General features: G+C 36.1%; 26 protein-coding genes. All 26 read right to left on the reverse strand.

All coding sequences use genetic code 11. The features are described from left to right. Positions 1 to 35: 35 nt before the first annotated feature. On the reverse strand, positions 36 to 1,139 hold the full coding sequence (gene carA, locus ACFEMA_RS12815; RefSeq protein ID WP_411768610.1) for a glutamine-hydrolyzing carbamoyl-phosphate synthase small subunit: 1,104 nt from the start codon (positions 1,137 to 1,139) through the stop codon (positions 36 to 38). A gap of 105 nt (positions 1,140 to 1,244) precedes the next feature. Beyond that, positions 1,245 to 1,721: a 50S ribosomal protein L17 gene (gene rplQ, locus ACFEMA_RS12820; RefSeq protein WP_411768611.1), complete on the reverse strand. Its 477-nt coding sequence runs from the start codon at positions 1,719 to 1,721 to the stop codon at positions 1,245 to 1,247. 74 nt (positions 1,722 to 1,795) lie between these two features. After that, entirely contained in the window at positions 1,796 to 2,788 is a 993-nt protein-coding gene (locus tag ACFEMA_RS12825) for a DNA-directed RNA polymerase subunit alpha (protein WP_411768612.1), read from the reverse strand. Positions 2,789 to 2,884: 96 nt separating this feature from the next. Beyond that, positions 2,885 to 3,490 carry a 30S ribosomal protein S4 gene (gene rpsD, locus ACFEMA_RS12830; protein WP_411768613.1) on the reverse strand — a complete coding sequence of 202 codons (606 nt, stop codon included), beginning with the start codon at positions 3,488 to 3,490 and terminating at the stop codon, positions 2,885 to 2,887. 118 nt (positions 3,491 to 3,608) lie between these two features. Next, the gene (gene rpsK, locus ACFEMA_RS12835; protein ID WP_411768614.1) at positions 3,609 to 3,992 is read right to left on the reverse strand and encodes a 30S ribosomal protein S11; all 384 of its coding nucleotides are present in this window, start codon (positions 3,990 to 3,992) and stop codon (positions 3,609 to 3,611) included. 96 nt (positions 3,993 to 4,088) lie between these two features. Further along, positions 4,089 to 4,463 (reverse strand): 30S ribosomal protein S13, encoded by a 375-nt coding sequence (gene rpsM / locus ACFEMA_RS12840; protein WP_411768615.1) that lies wholly within the window; start codon positions 4,461 to 4,463, stop codon positions 4,089 to 4,091. A gap of 2 nt (positions 4,464 to 4,465) precedes the next feature. Beyond that, positions 4,466 to 4,582: a type B 50S ribosomal protein L36 gene (gene ykgO / locus ACFEMA_RS12845; RefSeq protein WP_008269159.1), complete on the reverse strand. Its 117-nt coding sequence runs from the start codon at positions 4,580 to 4,582 to the stop codon at positions 4,466 to 4,468. Positions 4,583 to 4,606: 24 nt separating this feature from the next. Then, positions 4,607 to 4,822: a translation initiation factor IF-1 gene (gene infA / locus ACFEMA_RS12850; RefSeq protein ID WP_007094967.1), complete on the reverse strand. Its 216-nt coding sequence runs from the start codon at positions 4,820 to 4,822 to the stop codon at positions 4,607 to 4,609. Between the two features lie 10 nt (positions 4,823 to 4,832). Next, positions 4,833 to 6,188 carry a preprotein translocase subunit SecY gene (gene secY / locus ACFEMA_RS12855; protein ID WP_411768616.1) on the reverse strand — a complete coding sequence of 452 codons (1,356 nt, stop codon included), beginning with the start codon at positions 6,186 to 6,188 and terminating at the stop codon, positions 4,833 to 4,835. An 11-nt stretch (positions 6,189 to 6,199) separates the two neighbouring features. Then, complete coding sequence (gene rplO / locus ACFEMA_RS12860) at positions 6,200 to 6,652, reverse strand: 50S ribosomal protein L15 (protein ID WP_411768617.1); 453 nt, start codon at positions 6,650 to 6,652, stop codon at positions 6,200 to 6,202. Positions 6,653 to 6,668: 16 nt separating this feature from the next. Then, the gene (gene rpmD, locus ACFEMA_RS12865; protein ID WP_411768618.1) at positions 6,669 to 6,848 is read right to left on the reverse strand and encodes a 50S ribosomal protein L30; all 180 of its coding nucleotides are present in this window, start codon (positions 6,846 to 6,848) and stop codon (positions 6,669 to 6,671) included. Between the two features lie 100 nt (positions 6,849 to 6,948). After that, positions 6,949 to 7,473: a 30S ribosomal protein S5 gene (rpsE, locus tag ACFEMA_RS12870; RefSeq protein WP_411768619.1), complete on the reverse strand. Its 525-nt coding sequence runs from the start codon at positions 7,471 to 7,473 to the stop codon at positions 6,949 to 6,951. A gap of 6 nt (positions 7,474 to 7,479) precedes the next feature. After that, a complete protein-coding gene (gene rplR, locus ACFEMA_RS12875; RefSeq protein WP_411768620.1) occupies positions 7,480 to 7,836 on the reverse strand; it encodes a 50S ribosomal protein L18 in 357 nt (118 codons plus the stop codon). A gap of 10 nt (positions 7,837 to 7,846) precedes the next feature. Further along, a complete protein-coding gene (gene rplF / locus ACFEMA_RS12880) occupies positions 7,847 to 8,389 on the reverse strand; it encodes a 50S ribosomal protein L6 (protein WP_411768621.1) in 543 nt (180 codons plus the stop codon). A 12-nt stretch (positions 8,390 to 8,401) separates the two neighbouring features. Beyond that, positions 8,402 to 8,803, reverse strand: coding sequence for a 30S ribosomal protein S8 (rpsH, locus tag ACFEMA_RS12885; RefSeq protein ID WP_411768622.1), 402 nt, complete (start codon positions 8,801 to 8,803; stop codon positions 8,402 to 8,404). 79 nt (positions 8,804 to 8,882) lie between these two features. After that, on the reverse strand, positions 8,883 to 9,152 hold the full coding sequence (rpsN, locus tag ACFEMA_RS12890) for a 30S ribosomal protein S14 (RefSeq protein ID WP_007094975.1): 270 nt from the start codon (positions 9,150 to 9,152) through the stop codon (positions 8,883 to 8,885). 2 nt (positions 9,153 to 9,154) lie between these two features. Next, complete coding sequence (gene rplE, locus ACFEMA_RS12895; RefSeq protein ID WP_411768623.1) at positions 9,155 to 9,706, reverse strand: 50S ribosomal protein L5; 552 nt, start codon at positions 9,704 to 9,706, stop codon at positions 9,155 to 9,157. 2 nt (positions 9,707 to 9,708) lie between these two features. Next, positions 9,709 to 10,020 carry a 50S ribosomal protein L24 gene (gene rplX, locus ACFEMA_RS12900; RefSeq protein WP_411768624.1) on the reverse strand — a complete coding sequence of 104 codons (312 nt, stop codon included), beginning with the start codon at positions 10,018 to 10,020 and terminating at the stop codon, positions 9,709 to 9,711. A gap of 11 nt (positions 10,021 to 10,031) precedes the next feature. Next, positions 10,032 to 10,400: a 50S ribosomal protein L14 gene (gene rplN / locus ACFEMA_RS12905; protein ID WP_411768625.1), complete on the reverse strand. Its 369-nt coding sequence runs from the start codon at positions 10,398 to 10,400 to the stop codon at positions 10,032 to 10,034. Between the two features lie 2 nt (positions 10,401 to 10,402). After that, positions 10,403 to 10,660, reverse strand: a complete 258-nt coding sequence (gene rpsQ / locus ACFEMA_RS12910; RefSeq protein WP_411768626.1) for a 30S ribosomal protein S17 — start codon at positions 10,658 to 10,660, stop codon at positions 10,403 to 10,405. Between the two features lie 17 nt (positions 10,661 to 10,677). Beyond that, complete coding sequence (gene rpmC, locus ACFEMA_RS12915) at positions 10,678 to 10,869, reverse strand: 50S ribosomal protein L29 (protein ID WP_411768627.1); 192 nt, start codon at positions 10,867 to 10,869, stop codon at positions 10,678 to 10,680. An 11-nt stretch (positions 10,870 to 10,880) separates the two neighbouring features. Further along, on the reverse strand, positions 10,881 to 11,300 hold the full coding sequence (gene rplP, locus ACFEMA_RS12920; protein ID WP_411768628.1) for a 50S ribosomal protein L16: 420 nt from the start codon (positions 11,298 to 11,300) through the stop codon (positions 10,881 to 10,883). 20 nt (positions 11,301 to 11,320) lie between these two features. Continuing rightward, a complete protein-coding gene (gene rpsC / locus ACFEMA_RS12925; RefSeq protein WP_411768629.1) occupies positions 11,321 to 12,040 on the reverse strand; it encodes a 30S ribosomal protein S3 in 720 nt (239 codons plus the stop codon). Positions 12,041 to 12,049: 9 nt separating this feature from the next. Beyond that, a complete protein-coding gene (gene rplV, locus ACFEMA_RS12930) occupies positions 12,050 to 12,457 on the reverse strand; it encodes a 50S ribosomal protein L22 (protein WP_411768630.1) in 408 nt (135 codons plus the stop codon). A gap of 5 nt (positions 12,458 to 12,462) precedes the next feature. Then, positions 12,463 to 12,741, reverse strand: coding sequence for a 30S ribosomal protein S19 (rpsS, locus tag ACFEMA_RS12935; protein WP_008269180.1), 279 nt, complete (start codon positions 12,739 to 12,741; stop codon positions 12,463 to 12,465). 10 nt (positions 12,742 to 12,751) lie between these two features. Beyond that, positions 12,752 to 13,579, reverse strand: coding sequence for a 50S ribosomal protein L2 (gene rplB, locus ACFEMA_RS12940; protein WP_411768631.1), 828 nt, complete (start codon positions 13,577 to 13,579; stop codon positions 12,752 to 12,754). Positions 13,580 to 13,581 lie beyond the last annotated feature (2 nt).

Genomic DNA, 13,581 nt, shown 5'->3' on the forward strand with positions numbered 1-13,581 from the left:
GGCAATGAATTGTATATTTCATTGCCATTTTCATTTTAGTTTTTCTGAATATTATTTATAAACTCGTCAAACAAGTAACTAGAATCGTGTGGACCAGGACTCGCCTCTGGATGATACTGTACTGAAAAACAATTCTTGCTTTTCATTTTTATTCCTGCAACGGTATCATCGTTGAGATGTAGGTGCGTAATCTCAATATCTTGATGCTTCTCAGTTTCCTCTCTGCTAATCGCAAAACCATGATTTTGAGAAGTGATTTCACCTTTACCAGTTAATAGGTTTATTACAGGGTGATTAATCCCTCTATGACCATGATGCATTTTGTATGTAGAAATACCGTTGGCTAAAGCAATAATTTGATGACCTAAACATATTCCGAAAAGTGGCAAATCTCTTTTAATGATCTCCTTTGCTACCTCTTGAGCTTCGACTAAAGGTTCTGGATCACCAGGTCCATTAGATAGAAAATAGCCGTCTGGTTTAAAGGATTCTAAATCTTCAAACTTAGCGTTGTACGGAAAGACTTTTATATAGGCATCTCGCTTTGCCAAATTACGAAGGATGTTCTTTTTAATACCGATATCCAAGGCTGAAATTTTGTATTTGGCATTCTCATTACCATAAAAGTAAGGCTCCTTTGTTGATACTTTAGATGCCAATTCCAAACCATCCATACTAGGAACTTCAGCAAGCTGCTTTTTCAATTCATCAATATTATCAACTTCAGTAGAGATTACGGCATTCATCGCCCCATTATCCCTGATATAACTTACTAAAGATCTGGTATCAACATCTGAAATGGCTAGAGTGTCATTTTCTTCGAAAAAAGTTTTTAAAGAGCTATCCGCATCTGGTCTTGAATATTCAAAACTAAAATTTTTACAAACTAATCCTGCTATTTTTATAGAATCAGATTCAACCTCTTCGTCATGCGCACCATAATTACCTATATGCGCATTGGTTGTCACCATAATTTGTCCAAAATACGAGGGGTCTGTAAAAATTTCTTGATAGCCCGTTGTACCGGTATTAAAACATACCTCACCGAAGGCAGAACCTTCTTTTCCAATAGATTTACCATGAAAAATGGTACCATCTGCCAATAAAATAAGCGCTTTTTTCCGCTGTGTGTACTTCATTTACTGAATTGTATTTATAATCGTTGAACCTTGTTTACAAAATTCCAAAAAAAAAGGATAAACTTAAATAGCTTATCCTTTATATTTATTAATGCTTATCAACATTTATTCTTCTTCGTTAGAAGCTTGAGTTTCTGTTGGTGCAGGTGTCGCTGTTGCTTTACCTCCTCCGCCTCTACGGCTTCTTCTTGTTTTCTTAGCAGGCTTACCAGCTGTATAAAGCTCGTTATAATCTACTAACTCTATCATTGCCATATCAGCATTATCACCAAGTCTATTTCCTAATTTGATGATACGTGTATAACCACCTGGTCTATCAGCAACTTTTTCAGCTACATCTCTGAATAATTCAGCAACTGCATCCTTTTGTCTTAATCTAGCCATAACAATACGTCTGTTGTGTGTTGTATCTTCTTTAGACTTAGTAATTAAAGGCTCAACAAACTGTTTTAAAGCTTTCGCTTTTGCTGTTGTTGTGTTAATACGCTTGTGCTCTATTAAAGAACAAGCCATGTTGGCTAACATTGCTCTTCTATGAGCTGTCTTTCTGCCTAAGTGATTGAATTTTTTTCCGTGTCTCATGACATTTGTTTTATCATCTTGCTACCAAATCCTGACGTTTACAGTCTGGAGAGCAAAATATGATTAATTAATAATTAGTCTTTGTCTAATTTATATTTACTTAAATCCATTCCGAAATTAAGGCCTTTTACATTCACAAGCTCTTCAAGCTCAGTCAATGACTTTTTACCAAAGTTTCTAAATTTCATTAAATCGTTCTTGTTGAAAGATACTAAGTCGCCTAAAGTATCTACCTCTGCTGCTTTTAAACAGTTTAATGCACGTACAGAAAGATCCATATCAACCAATTTGGTTTTCAATAGTTGTCTCATGTGAAGAGATTCTTCATCATAAGTTTCAGTCTGTGCAATTTCATCAGCCTCTAACGTGATACGCTCATCAGAGAATAACATAAAGTGGTGAATTAATATCTTGGCCGCTTCAGTTAATGCATCTTTAGGATGAATTGATCCATCAGTAATGATTTCGAAAACTAATTTTTCGTAATCGGTTTTCTGCTCAACACGGAAATTTTCGATACTATATTTTACATTCTTTATAGGAGTGTAAATTGAATCTGTAAAAATGGTTCCGATTGGTGCAGAAGATTTTTTGTTTTCCTCAGCTGGCACATAACCTCTACCTTTTTCAATAGTTAATTCCATATTGATATTGACTTTAGGGTCTAAGTTACAGATCACCAAATCCGTATTTAAGACTTGAAAACCAGAGATAAACTTTTGAAAATCACCAGCAGTGATTTGCTCTTGCCCAGAGATTGAAATCGTAACAGTTTCGTTATCGATTTCATCAATCTGACGCTTAAAGTTAACTTGCTTTAAGTTTAAGATCATTTCAGTAACATCCTCAACGACTCCAGAAATTGTAGAAAACTCGTGATCTACACCTTCTATTCTAACTGAAGTGATTGCAAAACCTTCTAATGAAGACAGTAAAACACGTCTTAAAGCGTTTCCTACTGTTAATCCATAACCTGGTTCTAGAGGTCTAAATTCAAATTTGCCTTCAAAGTCATTTGAATCAATCATGATTACTTTGTCGGGCTTCTGAAAATTTAATATTGCCATTTTATTCTTCGTTTTAATTGTTATTTAGTTGCGCGGTCTATAAGTTTGAAGAAGTCCCATAAACCCTTTGGCCAAATACCAATAGTGATTAATTTATTATTTAGAGTACAATTCAACGATGTTTTGCTCGTTGATGTTTTCAGGAATCTGAATTCTTGCAGGAACAGAAACATAAGTTCCTTCTTTAGTATCGTTGTTCCAAGTGATCCACTCATAAACATTGCTAGAATTAGCCAATGAATTCTGAATAGCTTCTAAAGACTTAGATTTTTCTCTAACACCTACAACATCTCCAGCTTTTAATTGGTAAGAAGGAATGTTTACCTTTTCACCATTCACTGTAATGTGTCTGTGAGATACTAATTGTCTTGCACCGCTACGTGTAGGAGCAATCCCCATTCTGTAAACCACGTTATCTAAACGAGACTCACATAATTGAAGTAACACCTCACCTGTAATACCAGGAGCAGCAGTTGCTTTTTTAAACATGTTTCTGAATTGCTTTTCTAATATACCATAGGTATATTTTGCTTTTTGCTTTTCCATTAATTGGATAGCATATTCAGATTTCTTACCACGACGACGGTTGTTACCGTGTTGCCCTGGAGGGTAATTTCTTTTTTCGAAGGCTTTATCATCTCCGAAGATAGCTTCACCGAATTTTCGGGCTATTTTAGTTTTAGGACCAGTATATCTTGCCATTTTAAATTTGTTTTGAGAGTGACTCTTGAATTAAGGTCTTAATCTTATCCTTCAAAAATCGTTGACCTCTCGTTGATACTTGTTATTATTTATATTGAAATATATCTGAAAGTTCAGATTATACTCTTCTTCTTTTTGGTGGACGACATCCGTTGTGCGGTAATGGTGTTACATCAATGATTTCTGTAACTTCAATACCAGCATTATGTATAGATCTAATAGCAGATTCTCTTCCGTTACCAGGACCTTTTACATAAACTTTTACCTTTTTTAGTCCAGCTTCTTTAGCTACACCTGCAGCATCTTCAGCAGCTAACTGAGCAGCGTAAGGAGTGTTCTTTTTAGAACCTCTAAAGCCCATTTTACCAGCTGATGACCAAGAAACGACATCCCCTTTTTTATTCGTTAGCGATACAATGATGTTGTTGAAAGATGCTGTAATATGAGCTTCTCCCATTGCATCAACGATGACTTTACGTTTTTTTGTTGTTGACTTTGCCATATGTTTTAGTTTTTAGTTTTAGTAATAGTCGCTAGAATCCTAAACCGTTAAATTTCAAACAGATTCTTTCCAACGTCTAAAGACTAAAGACTATTATTATTTAGTTACTTTTTTCTTGTTAGCAACTGTTTTACGTCTTCCTTTACGTGTTCTAGAGTTGTTCTTAGTACGCTGACCTCTTAATGGAAGTCCAGATCTATGACGAATACCTCTGTAACATCCAATATCCATTAATCGCTTAATGTTCAACTGAGTTTCAGAACGTAATTCACCTTCGATTTTAAAAGTACCAACAGCTTCACGGATAGCTCCGATTTCATCATCGGTCCAATCATCTACTTTAGTGCTTTCATCAACTTTAGCAGCGGCTAAAATTTCTTTTGCTCTACTTCTACCTATTCCATAGATATAAGTTAAAGAGACTACTCCTCTTTTTTGTTTTGGTATGTCTACACCTGCAATTCTTGCCATAATTATCCTTGTCTTTGTTTGAACCTTGGATTCTTTTTGTTAATGACGTAAAGTCTTCCTTTTCTTCGTACTAATTTACAATCAGCACTTCTTTTTTTAACTGATGCTCTTACTTTCATCTGTTTTTGTTTTAAAATACTTTATTAGTATCTATACGTTATACGAGCCTTCGTTAAATCGTAAGGACTCATTTCTAATTTTACTTTGTCCCCTGGTAGTAACTTAATATAATGCATACGCATTTTACCAGAGATGTGTGCAGTCACAATATGACCGTTTTCTAATTCTACACGGAACATGGCATTAGATAATGCTTCTATAATTGTTCCGTCTTGCTCTATTGCTGCTTGTTTTGCCATAGTTTAAATATTATTGCGCTACCGCTTTTCTATTTTTACCAGTTTTCATTAAGCCGTCATAGTGCTTGTTCAACAAATAAGAATTTATTTGTTGCATCGTATCAATTGCAACTCCAACCATAATTAAAAGTGATGTTCCTCCAAAGAACAATGCCCAACCTTGCTGAACTCCCATCAACTTTACAACGAATGCTGGGAACACAGCTATCAATGCTAAGAAAATAGAGCCTGGTAAGGTTATTTGAGACATTATCTTATCTAAATATTCTGAAGTTTCCGTTCCAGGACGAATCCCAGGAATAAAGCCACCACTTCGTTTTAAGTCGTCTGCCATTTTGTTAGTAGGCACTGTAATTGCAGTATAGAAATACGTAAAAACAATAATCAATAATGCAAAGATTAAATTATACCAAAACCCGAAGATGTCAGAAAAATTTGCTTGCATCCATTGACCAGTTTCTGTGCCTTCTAACCAAGATGATCCACCGATTAATCCAGGCACAAACATAATTGCTTGAGCAAAGATAATTGGCATTACACCTGATGCGTTTAGCTTTAACGGTAAAAACTGGCGCGATCCAAATACGTTCTTCTCATAACCACCTGAAGCAGTTCTACGAGCATATTGCACTTGTATCTTGCGCACTGCCATTACCAGCAAAACTGATGCCAAGATGATTAAGAACCAAATAACAAGTTCTATTAAAATCATCATAATACCACCTGTACCATCACCAGAGGTTCTTGATGCTGCATTTAGCAACCAAGATTGCGGCAACGTAGCAATAATACCCACCATAATTAATAGAGAGATACCATTACCAATACCTTTATCTGTAATTTTTTCACCTAACCACATTGCAAAAATACAGCCTGTTACTAAAATTACGATAGAAGAAAAATAGAATAACGTTCCATTACCTAATAAAAAGGCTTGTGGCGGAATACCTAAAGCTGGTAAACTTGCTAAATATCCTGGTGCTTGCACCAAACAGATAGCAATCGTTAACCAACGGGTAATCTGATTGATCTTTTTACGTCCGCTCTCACCTTCTTTTTGCAGTTTCTGTAAATACGGAATAGCAATTCCCATTAACTGAACTACAATCGAAGCAGAGATATAAGGCATAATACCCAATGCAAATACAGAAGCATTTGCAAAAGCACCACCAGTAAAAGCGTTTAACAATCCTAAGATGCCACCATCAGCATTATCTTGTAATCCACCTAACTGAGCAGCATCAATACCAGGTAAAACCACTTGAGCACCAAAACGATAGACCAATAATAACCCTAAGGTTAAAATGATTCTATCCTTTAGCTCAGTAATTTTCCAGACGTTTTTTAATGTTTCTATTAATTTCATTCTGTACGGTCTTATAAAGTTACAGCCTCACCACCAGCAGCTTCAATAGCAGCTTTTGCTGTAGCAGTAAATTTATGAGCAGTTACTTTTAGTTTTGATTTCAATTCACCACGTCCTAAGATTTTAACTAGATCATTCTTTCCAGCTAATCCTAAACTCATCAATGTTTCAAAATCAACAGTGTCCTTAATTTTCTTCTCATCAACCAACTGTTGAAGTGTATCAACATTTACTCCTTGATAAGTAACACGGTTAATATTTGTGAAACCAAACTTAGGAACACGTCTTTGAAGTGGCATTTGTCCACCTTCAAAACCTATTTTCTTAGAATAACCAGAACGTGACTTAGCACCTTTGTGCCCTCTGGTAGCAGTACCACCTTTACCAGATCCTTGACCGCGTCCGATGCGTTTTCCTTGACTTTTTACTGAACCTTCTGCAGGTTTTAAATTACTTAAATCCATTATTAAGTGTATATTTTTAAGCTTCTTCTACAGAAACTAAATGTTCAACTTTATTTACCATACCAAGGATGTTTGGTGTGGCATCGTGCTCAACAACCTGACCAATCTTCTTTAAACCTAAAGCTTCTAAAATACGCTTTTGGTTTTGGGTTCTATTGATTGCACTTTTTACTTTCTTTACTTTAATCTTTGCCATTTTTCTTAGTTTATCAGTTATTAGTTTTTAGTCGTTAGAAGCTTCAAATGTTTTTTTAAATCTTAACTATCGTCTAAATACTAAAGACTAAAGTCTATTACTATCCGTTAAAAACTTTTTCAAGAGAAATTCCTCTTTCTCTAGCAATAACACCTGCATCTCTTAATTGTAGTAAAGCATCGAAAGTCGCTTTTACAACATTATGAGGGTTAGATGATCCTTGAGATTTTGAAAGTACATCGTGTACACCAACTGCTTCTAACACAGTTCTTACAGCTCCACCAGCAATAACTCCTGTACCAGGTGCTGCAGGTATAATGTTTACTCTAGCTCCACCATACTTTCCTTTTTGCTCATGTGGAAGTGTTCCTTTTTTCAATGGAATACGTACTAAGTTTTTCTTAGCATCCTCAATAGCTTTAGCAATTGCTGTAGCTACATCTTTAGATTTTCCTAAACCATGACCAACAACTCCATCTTCATCACCAACAACTACGATTGCTGAGAAACCAAAGGCTCTACCACCTTTTGTTACTTTAGTTACACGCTGTACACCTACTAAACGATCTTTTAAATCTAATCCTCCTGGCTTTACAAGCTCTGCGTTTTTATATTTTTGATACATAATGTCTTAAAATTTAAGTCCTGCTTCTCTAGCACCTTCTGCTAATGATTTTACTCTTCCGTGATATAAGTAACCACCTCTATCAAAAGAAATAGTTTCTACACCAGCCTTCATTGCTTTTTCACCTATAGACTTACCTACTAAAGTTGCAATTTCTGACTTATTTCCTTTAGCCTTGCTAATGTCTTTATCTCTTGAGGATGCAGCTGCAATAGTTTTACCAGTTACATCATCTACGATCTGAGCATAAATTTCTTTATTACTTCTAAAAACAGATAACCTTGGTCTAGCTTCTGTACCAGAAACTATCTTTCGGATTCTATTTCTAAGTCTCGTTCTTCTTTGATTCTTTGTCAATGCCATAACTTTACTATTAAGCTGATTTACCTGCTTTTCTTCTTATTTCTTCACCGACAAACTTCACACCTTTTCCTTTGTAAGGTTCTGGCTTACGGAAACCGCGTATTTTTGCAGCAACCTGACCAACCAATTGTTTGTCAAACGATGTTAGCTTCACTATTGGGTTTTTACCTTTTTCTGTAACAGTTTCTACTTTTACCTCTGGCGCAATATCTAAAATGATATTGTGAGAGAAACCTAAAGCTAAATCCAATTTCTGCCCTTGGTTTGATGCTCTATAACCTACACCAACCAATTCTAATTCTTTGGTCCATCCCTTAGATACACCTTCAATCATGTTAGCAATTAATGCTCTATAAAGACCATGTTTTGCTCTTAAATCTTTTTTATCTGAAGCACGCTCTAATGTAATAGTGCCGTCTTCGATCTTAACGTCAATTTCTGAAAACTCTTGAGTTAATTCACCTAATTTACCTTTAGCAGTAATTAAGTTGTCCTTAACTTCTACAGTGACACCTTCAGGAATTGTTATTGGGTTATTACCTATTCTAGACATAATTTCCTGTTTTTAGTAAACGTAACATAATACCTCGCCACCAACGTTTTCTCTTTGCGCTTGTTTACCTGTCATTACACCGTGAGATGTAGACACAATTGCAATACCTAAACCATTTAAGATTCTTGGCATTTCGTTAGCACCGGCATACTTACGTAAACCTGGTTTACTGATTCTTTGAATTTTTTTGATAACTGACTCTTTAGTGTCTTTACTGTACTTAAGGGCAATCTTAATTGTTCCTTGTGCAGTTGAGTCATCATCAAACTTATAACTTAAAATATATCCTTGATCGAATAATATTTTAGTCATTTCCTTTTTTAAGTTAGATGCTGGGATTTCAACCACTCTGTGGTTTGCTTTAACAGCATTTCTAACTCGCGTAAGATAATCCGCTATTGGATCTGTATACATAGTTATTAATTTGCGGTAACGGTTTTTGACATTATTGCCAAACCTGAGACCAATTTATAATTTACTCGATAATCGAGATTTACCAACTTGCTTTTTTAACTCCAGGTATTAACCCTTTGTTTGCCATTTCTCTGAACATAACACGTGAGATACCGAACTGTCTCATGTAACCTTTAGGTCTCCCTGTTAGTTTACAACGATTGTGCATACGGACTGGTGAAGCATTCTTTGGTAACTTTTGCAACGCCTCATAATCGCCAGCTTCTTTAAGAGCTTTACGTTTTTCAGCATATTTAGCAACCATTTTTGCACGCTTTACCTCACGGGCTTTCATTGATTCTTTAGCCATAATTAATTCTTTTTAAACGGTATTCCCAGTTCTGTTAATAATGATTTTGCTTCCTTGTCTGTCTCTGCAGTGGTCACAAAAGTTATATCCATACCGTTGATTTTATTGATTTTATCAATATCAATTTCTGGGAAAATGATTTGTTCTGTAACACCTAAGTTATAGTTTCCACGTCCATCAAAACCAGTGGCTTTAATACCGTTGAAATCTCTAACTCGTGGTAACGCAGAAGTAATTAAACGATCTAAAAACTCAAACATGCGCTCACCTCTTAAAGTTACTTTGGCACCAATTGGCATTCCTTTACGTAATTTAAAAGAAGCAACATCTTTTTTAGACATTGTAGCTACTGCTTTTTGACCAGATATCATTGTTAATTCATCAACAGCATGGTCGATTAACTTCTTATCTGCAACTGCAGCACCAACACCTCTAGATATAACTATCTTTTGAAGTTTAGGAACCTGCATTACATTTGTATATCCGAATTCTTCCGTAAGAGCAGGAATTACTTTTTCCTTATACTCTTGTTTTAATCTTGCAACGTAAGCCATAACTAAATTACTTCATTTGATTTTTTAGAAAATCTCACTTTATTGTCGCCGTCCATTCTGTAACCTACTCGCGTAGTTTCTCCTTTACTTGTCAATAAAGACAAGTTAGAGATATGGATAGCTGCTTCCTTCTCAACAATACCGCCTTGAGGACTTTGTGCAGATGGTTTAGTGTGTTTCTTTACCATATTTACACCCTCAACGATGGCTTTGTTCTTATCTATTAATACTTTAAGTACTTTACCTTCTGATCCTTTGTGATCACCAGCAATGACTTGTACAGTATCTCCTGATTTTATTTTAAGCTTTGTCATTTTTTTATCAATTAAAGCACTTCTGGTGCCAATGATACAATTTTCATGAATTGTTTATCACGAAGTTCTCTAGCTACTGGTCCAAAAACACGTGTTCCTCTCATTTCACCTTGTGGGTTTAAAAGGACACAAGCGTTGTCGTCAAATCTAATATAAGATCCATCTGGACGTCTCACTTCTTTTACAGTACGTACAACAACTGCTGTAGACACAGCACCTTTTTTAATGTTTCCGTTTGGAGTTGCTGCTTTCACAGAAACTACAATCTTATCACCTACAGAGGCATAACGTCTCTTTGTACCACCAAGAACACGGATAGTTAAAACTTCCTTTGCTCCTGTATTGTCAGCTACTTTTAATCTTGATTCTTGTTGTACCATAATTACTTCGCTCTTTCAATTATTTCTACCAATCTCCAACATTTAGACTTACTTAAAGGTCGTGTTTCCATGATCTTTACTTTGTCACCAATGTTGCAGTCGTTTGTTTCATCGTGTGCGACATATTTCTTTGTCTTTAACACGAACTTTCCATACATAGGATGCTTTACTTTCTTTACCTCAGCAACAACAATTGACTTTTGCATTTTGTTACTAGTAACTACTCCTATACGTTCTTTTCTTAAGTTTCTTTTTTCCATCTTTCAGCAGAATACAATTATTGCACTTCTCTATTAGTTAACTCTGTTGCTAAACGTGCTACTGTGCGTCTCACGTTTCTCAATTGAATTGGGTTCTCTAGTGGAGACACCGTATGAGCCATCTTTAGGTCCGCATAACTCTTTTTAGTTTCACTAAGTTTCTCTTGTAACTCAGCTGTAGATAGCTGTTTAATTTCTGATTGCTTCATAATATCTTTTATTAAGCTTCGTAATCTCTAGCTATTACAAATTTGGTTTTTACCGGAAGTTTTTGAGCTGCCAAACGTAACGCTTCTTGAGCTGTTTCAATTGGCACACCACTTACTTCAAATAATATACGACCTGGTTTTACGACAGCTGCCCAATATTCAACGGCACCTTTACCTTTACCCATACGTACTTCAAGAGGTTTCTTTGTGATAGGCTTGTCTGGAAAAATTTTAATCCAGATTGATCCTTCTCTCTTCATATAACGTGTAGCGGCAATACGTGCTGCTTCTATCTGACGTGCAGTAATAAATGAGGAATCTAAAGACTTAATGCCGAATGTTCCATTTGATAACAAATGACCTCTTCCGGAATTACCCTTCATACGTCCCTTTTGCTGCTTACGAAATTTTGTTCTTTTAGGCTGTAACATTTCTTGTTTACTTTAAAAAATTACTTTCTACGACGTTGGTTCCCTCTTTTGTTACCTCCACGTCCGCCTTTTCCTTGCTTCTTGGATAAACCAACTAGTGGTGATAACTCTCTCTTTCCGTAAACCTCGCCCTTCATGATCCAGACCTTAACACCTAGCCTACCATAAGTAGTATGTGCTTCAACTAAAGCATAATCGATGTCAGCTCTGAATGTAGATAAAGGAATTCGTCCTTCTTTATAGTGCTCAGAACGTGCCATTTCAGCACCGTTTAAACGACCACTAATTTGAATTTTAATACCTTCAGCATTCATACGCATCGCTGCAGCTATTGCCATTTTTATAGCACGTCTGTATGAAATTCGGCTTTCAATTTGACGAGCAATACTTGCTGCTACTAAATGAGCATCTAACTCAGGTCTTTTAATCTCAAAGATGTTCAACTGAACCTCTTTACCAGTAATCTTTTTAAGCTCTTCTTTTAACTTGTCTACCTCTTGTCCACCTTTACCGATAATAATACCAGGTCTAGCAGTAGTGATAGTAACGGTTACAAGTTTAAGCGTACGCTCAATAATTACTCTACTTACACTAGCTTTAGATAAACGTGCGTGAACGTATTTTCTAATTTTATCGTCTTCGGCAAGCTTGTCTCCATAATCATTTCCTCCATACCAGTTAGATTCCCATCCTCTGATAATACCTAAGCGATTTCCGATTGGATTTGTCTTTTGTCCCATATCTCTATCTTAGCTTTGTGTTTTATTTAATGCATCTATCACAACTGTAACGTGATTAGATCTTTTTCTAATTCTGTGGGCTCTACCTTGAGGTGCAGGGCGTAAACGCTTTAACATTGCGCCACCATCTACTCTTATTTCCTTAATAAATAAGTTTGCTTCCTCAATATCAGCTTCTTCGTTTTTAGCTTGCCAGTTAGCAATACCAGATAATACTAGTTTTTCTAAGCGACGAGCAGCTTCTTTTTGGCTAAATCTAAGAATCTGAAGAGCTTTCTCTGCCTTTTCACCTCTTACTAAATCCGCAACTAAGCGCATTTTACGTGGTGATGTAGGACAGTTATTTAGCTTAGCGAAAGCAACCTGCTTTTTCTCAGCCTTAATGGCATCTGCCATTTGTTTTTTACGACTTCCCATGATTCTTATTTTTTACCTTTATTCTTAGCACCTGCGTGACCTCTAAAGGATCTCGTTGGTGAAAATTCTCCTAACTTATGACCTACCATATTCTCTGTTACGTAAACAGGAACAAATTGTCTTCCATTATGAACAGCAATCGTCTGACCAACAAAATCTGGAGAAATCATAGATGCTCTAGACCAAGTTTTGATAACTGTCTTTTTGTTTGAAGCTACATTTTCTGCAACTTTCTTTTCTAATTTATAATGGATATAAGGTCCTTTTTTTAATGAACGTGCCATACTATCTTAATTATTTCTTTCTACGTTCTACAATATATTTGTTACTCGACTTAGTTCTAGAACGTGTTCTATAACCTTTAGCTGGTATGCCATTTCTAGATCTTGGGTGACCACCTGAAGACTTACCTTCACCACCACCCATTGGGTGATCGACTGGGTTCATTACCACTGGTCTTGTTCTAGGTCTTCTTCCTAACCATCTACTTCTACCTGCTTTACCAGATACAATTAACTGATGATCTGAATTAGAAACCACACCTATCGTAGCCATACACGTTGCTAAAATTAAGCGTGTTTCACCAGAAGGTAATTTTACCGTTGCAAACTTACCATCCTTTGCCATTAACTGTGCAAATGCACCAGCACTACGTGCCATTACAGCACCTTGACCAGGACGTAATTCTATACAAGATATAATTGTACCAAAAGGGATTTCACTTAATGGCATTGCGTTTCCAATTTCTGGAGCAGCTCCACTTTCACTAGATACAACTGTTTGCCCAACCTGTAAACCATTTTGAGCTATAATATATCGCTTCTCACCATCTTGATAGTTCAACAAAGCAATAAATGCTGTTCTGTTTGGATCGTACTCTATAGACTTAACCTCTGCTGGAATTCCAGTTTTGTTACGTTTAAAGTCTATAATACGATACTTCTTTTTATGACCTCCACCCATATGGCGCATGGTCATTTTTCCTTGACTGTTTCTACCACCAGATCTTTTTTTCGGAGCGAGTAAACTCTTCTCCGGCTTATCAGTAGTGATGGCGTCAAATCCATTTACTACTCTAAATCGCTGAGCTGATGTGATCGGTTTTAATTTTCTTACTGACATAA

Source organism: Winogradskyella sp. A3E31, from assembly GCF_046720935.1.
GTDB lineage: Bacteria > Bacteroidota > Bacteroidia > Flavobacteriales > Flavobacteriaceae > Winogradskyella.

Excerpts from the sequence above, each read along its gene's own strand:
- carA (WP_411768610.1), bottom strand. The coding sequence starts at position 1,139 with ATGAAGTACACACAGCGGAAAAAAGCGCTTATTTTATTGGCAGATGGT.
- rplQ (WP_411768611.1), bottom strand. The coding sequence starts at position 1,721 with ATGAGACACGGAAAAAAATTCAATCACTTAGGCAGAAAGACAGCTCAT.
- ACFEMA_RS12825 (WP_411768612.1), bottom strand. The coding sequence starts at position 2,788 with ATGGCAATATTAAATTTTCAGAAGCCCGACAAAGTAATCATGATTGAT.
- rpsD (WP_411768613.1), bottom strand. The coding sequence starts at position 3,490 with ATGGCAAGATATACTGGTCCTAAAACTAAAATAGCCCGAAAATTCGGT.
- rpsK (WP_411768614.1), bottom strand. The coding sequence starts at position 3,992 with ATGGCAAAGTCAACAACAAAAAAACGTAAAGTCATCGTTGATGCAATG.
- rpsM (WP_411768615.1), bottom strand. The coding sequence starts at position 4,463 with ATGGCAAGAATTGCAGGTGTAGACATACCAAAACAAAAAAGAGGAGTA.
- ykgO (WP_008269159.1), bottom strand. The coding sequence starts at position 4,582 with ATGAAAGTAAGAGCATCAGTTAAAAAAAGAAGTGCTGATTGTAAATTA.
- infA (WP_007094967.1), bottom strand. The coding sequence starts at position 4,822 with ATGGCAAAACAAGCAGCAATAGAGCAAGACGGAACAATTATAGAAGCA.
- secY (WP_411768616.1), bottom strand. The coding sequence starts at position 6,188 with ATGAAATTAATAGAAACATTAAAAAACGTCTGGAAAATTACTGAGCTA.
- rplO (WP_411768617.1), bottom strand. The coding sequence starts at position 6,652 with ATGGATTTAAGTAATTTAAAACCTGCAGAAGGTTCAGTAAAAAGTCAA.
- rpmD (WP_411768618.1), bottom strand. The coding sequence starts at position 6,848 with ATGGCAAAGATTAAAGTAAAGAAAGTAAAAAGTGCAATCAATAGAACC.
- rpsE (WP_411768619.1), bottom strand. The coding sequence starts at position 7,473 with ATGTATCAAAAATATAAAAACGCAGAGCTTGTAAAGCCAGGAGGATTA.
- rplR (WP_411768620.1), bottom strand. The coding sequence starts at position 7,836 with ATGGCATTGACAAAGAATCAAAGAAGAACGAGACTTAGAAATAGAATC.
- rplF (WP_411768621.1), bottom strand. The coding sequence starts at position 8,389 with ATGTCTAGAATAGGTAATAACCCAATAACAATTCCTGAAGGTGTCACT.
- rpsH (WP_411768622.1), bottom strand. The coding sequence starts at position 8,803 with ATGTATACAGATCCAATAGCGGATTATCTTACGCGAGTTAGAAATGCT.
- rpsN (WP_007094975.1), bottom strand. The coding sequence starts at position 9,152 with ATGGCTAAAGAATCAATGAAAGCCCGTGAGGTAAAGCGTGCAAAAATG.
- rplE (WP_411768623.1), bottom strand. The coding sequence starts at position 9,706 with ATGGCTTACGTTGCAAGATTAAAACAAGAGTATAAGGAAAAAGTAATT.
- rplX (WP_411768624.1), bottom strand. The coding sequence starts at position 10,020 with ATGACAAAGCTTAAAATAAAATCAGGAGATACTGTACAAGTCATTGCT.
- rplN (WP_411768625.1), bottom strand. The coding sequence starts at position 10,400 with ATGGTACAACAAGAATCAAGATTAAAAGTAGCTGACAATACAGGAGCA.
- rpsQ (WP_411768626.1), bottom strand. The coding sequence starts at position 10,660 with ATGGAAAAAAGAAACTTAAGAAAAGAACGTATAGGAGTAGTTACTAGT.
- rpmC (WP_411768627.1), bottom strand. The coding sequence starts at position 10,869 with ATGAAGCAATCAGAAATTAAACAGCTATCTACAGCTGAGTTACAAGAG.
- rplP (WP_411768628.1), bottom strand. The coding sequence starts at position 11,300 with ATGTTACAGCCTAAAAGAACAAAATTTCGTAAGCAGCAAAAGGGACGT.
- rpsC (WP_411768629.1), bottom strand. The coding sequence starts at position 12,040 with ATGGGACAAAAGACAAATCCAATCGGAAATCGCTTAGGTATTATCAGA.
- rplV (WP_411768630.1), bottom strand. The coding sequence starts at position 12,457 with ATGGGAAGTCGTAAAAAACAAATGGCAGATGCCATTAAGGCTGAGAAA.
- rpsS (WP_008269180.1), bottom strand. The coding sequence starts at position 12,741 with ATGGCACGTTCATTAAAAAAAGGACCTTATATCCATTATAAATTAGAA.
- rplB (WP_411768631.1), bottom strand. The coding sequence starts at position 13,579 with ATGTCAGTAAGAAAATTAAAACCGATCACATCAGCTCAGCGATTTAGA.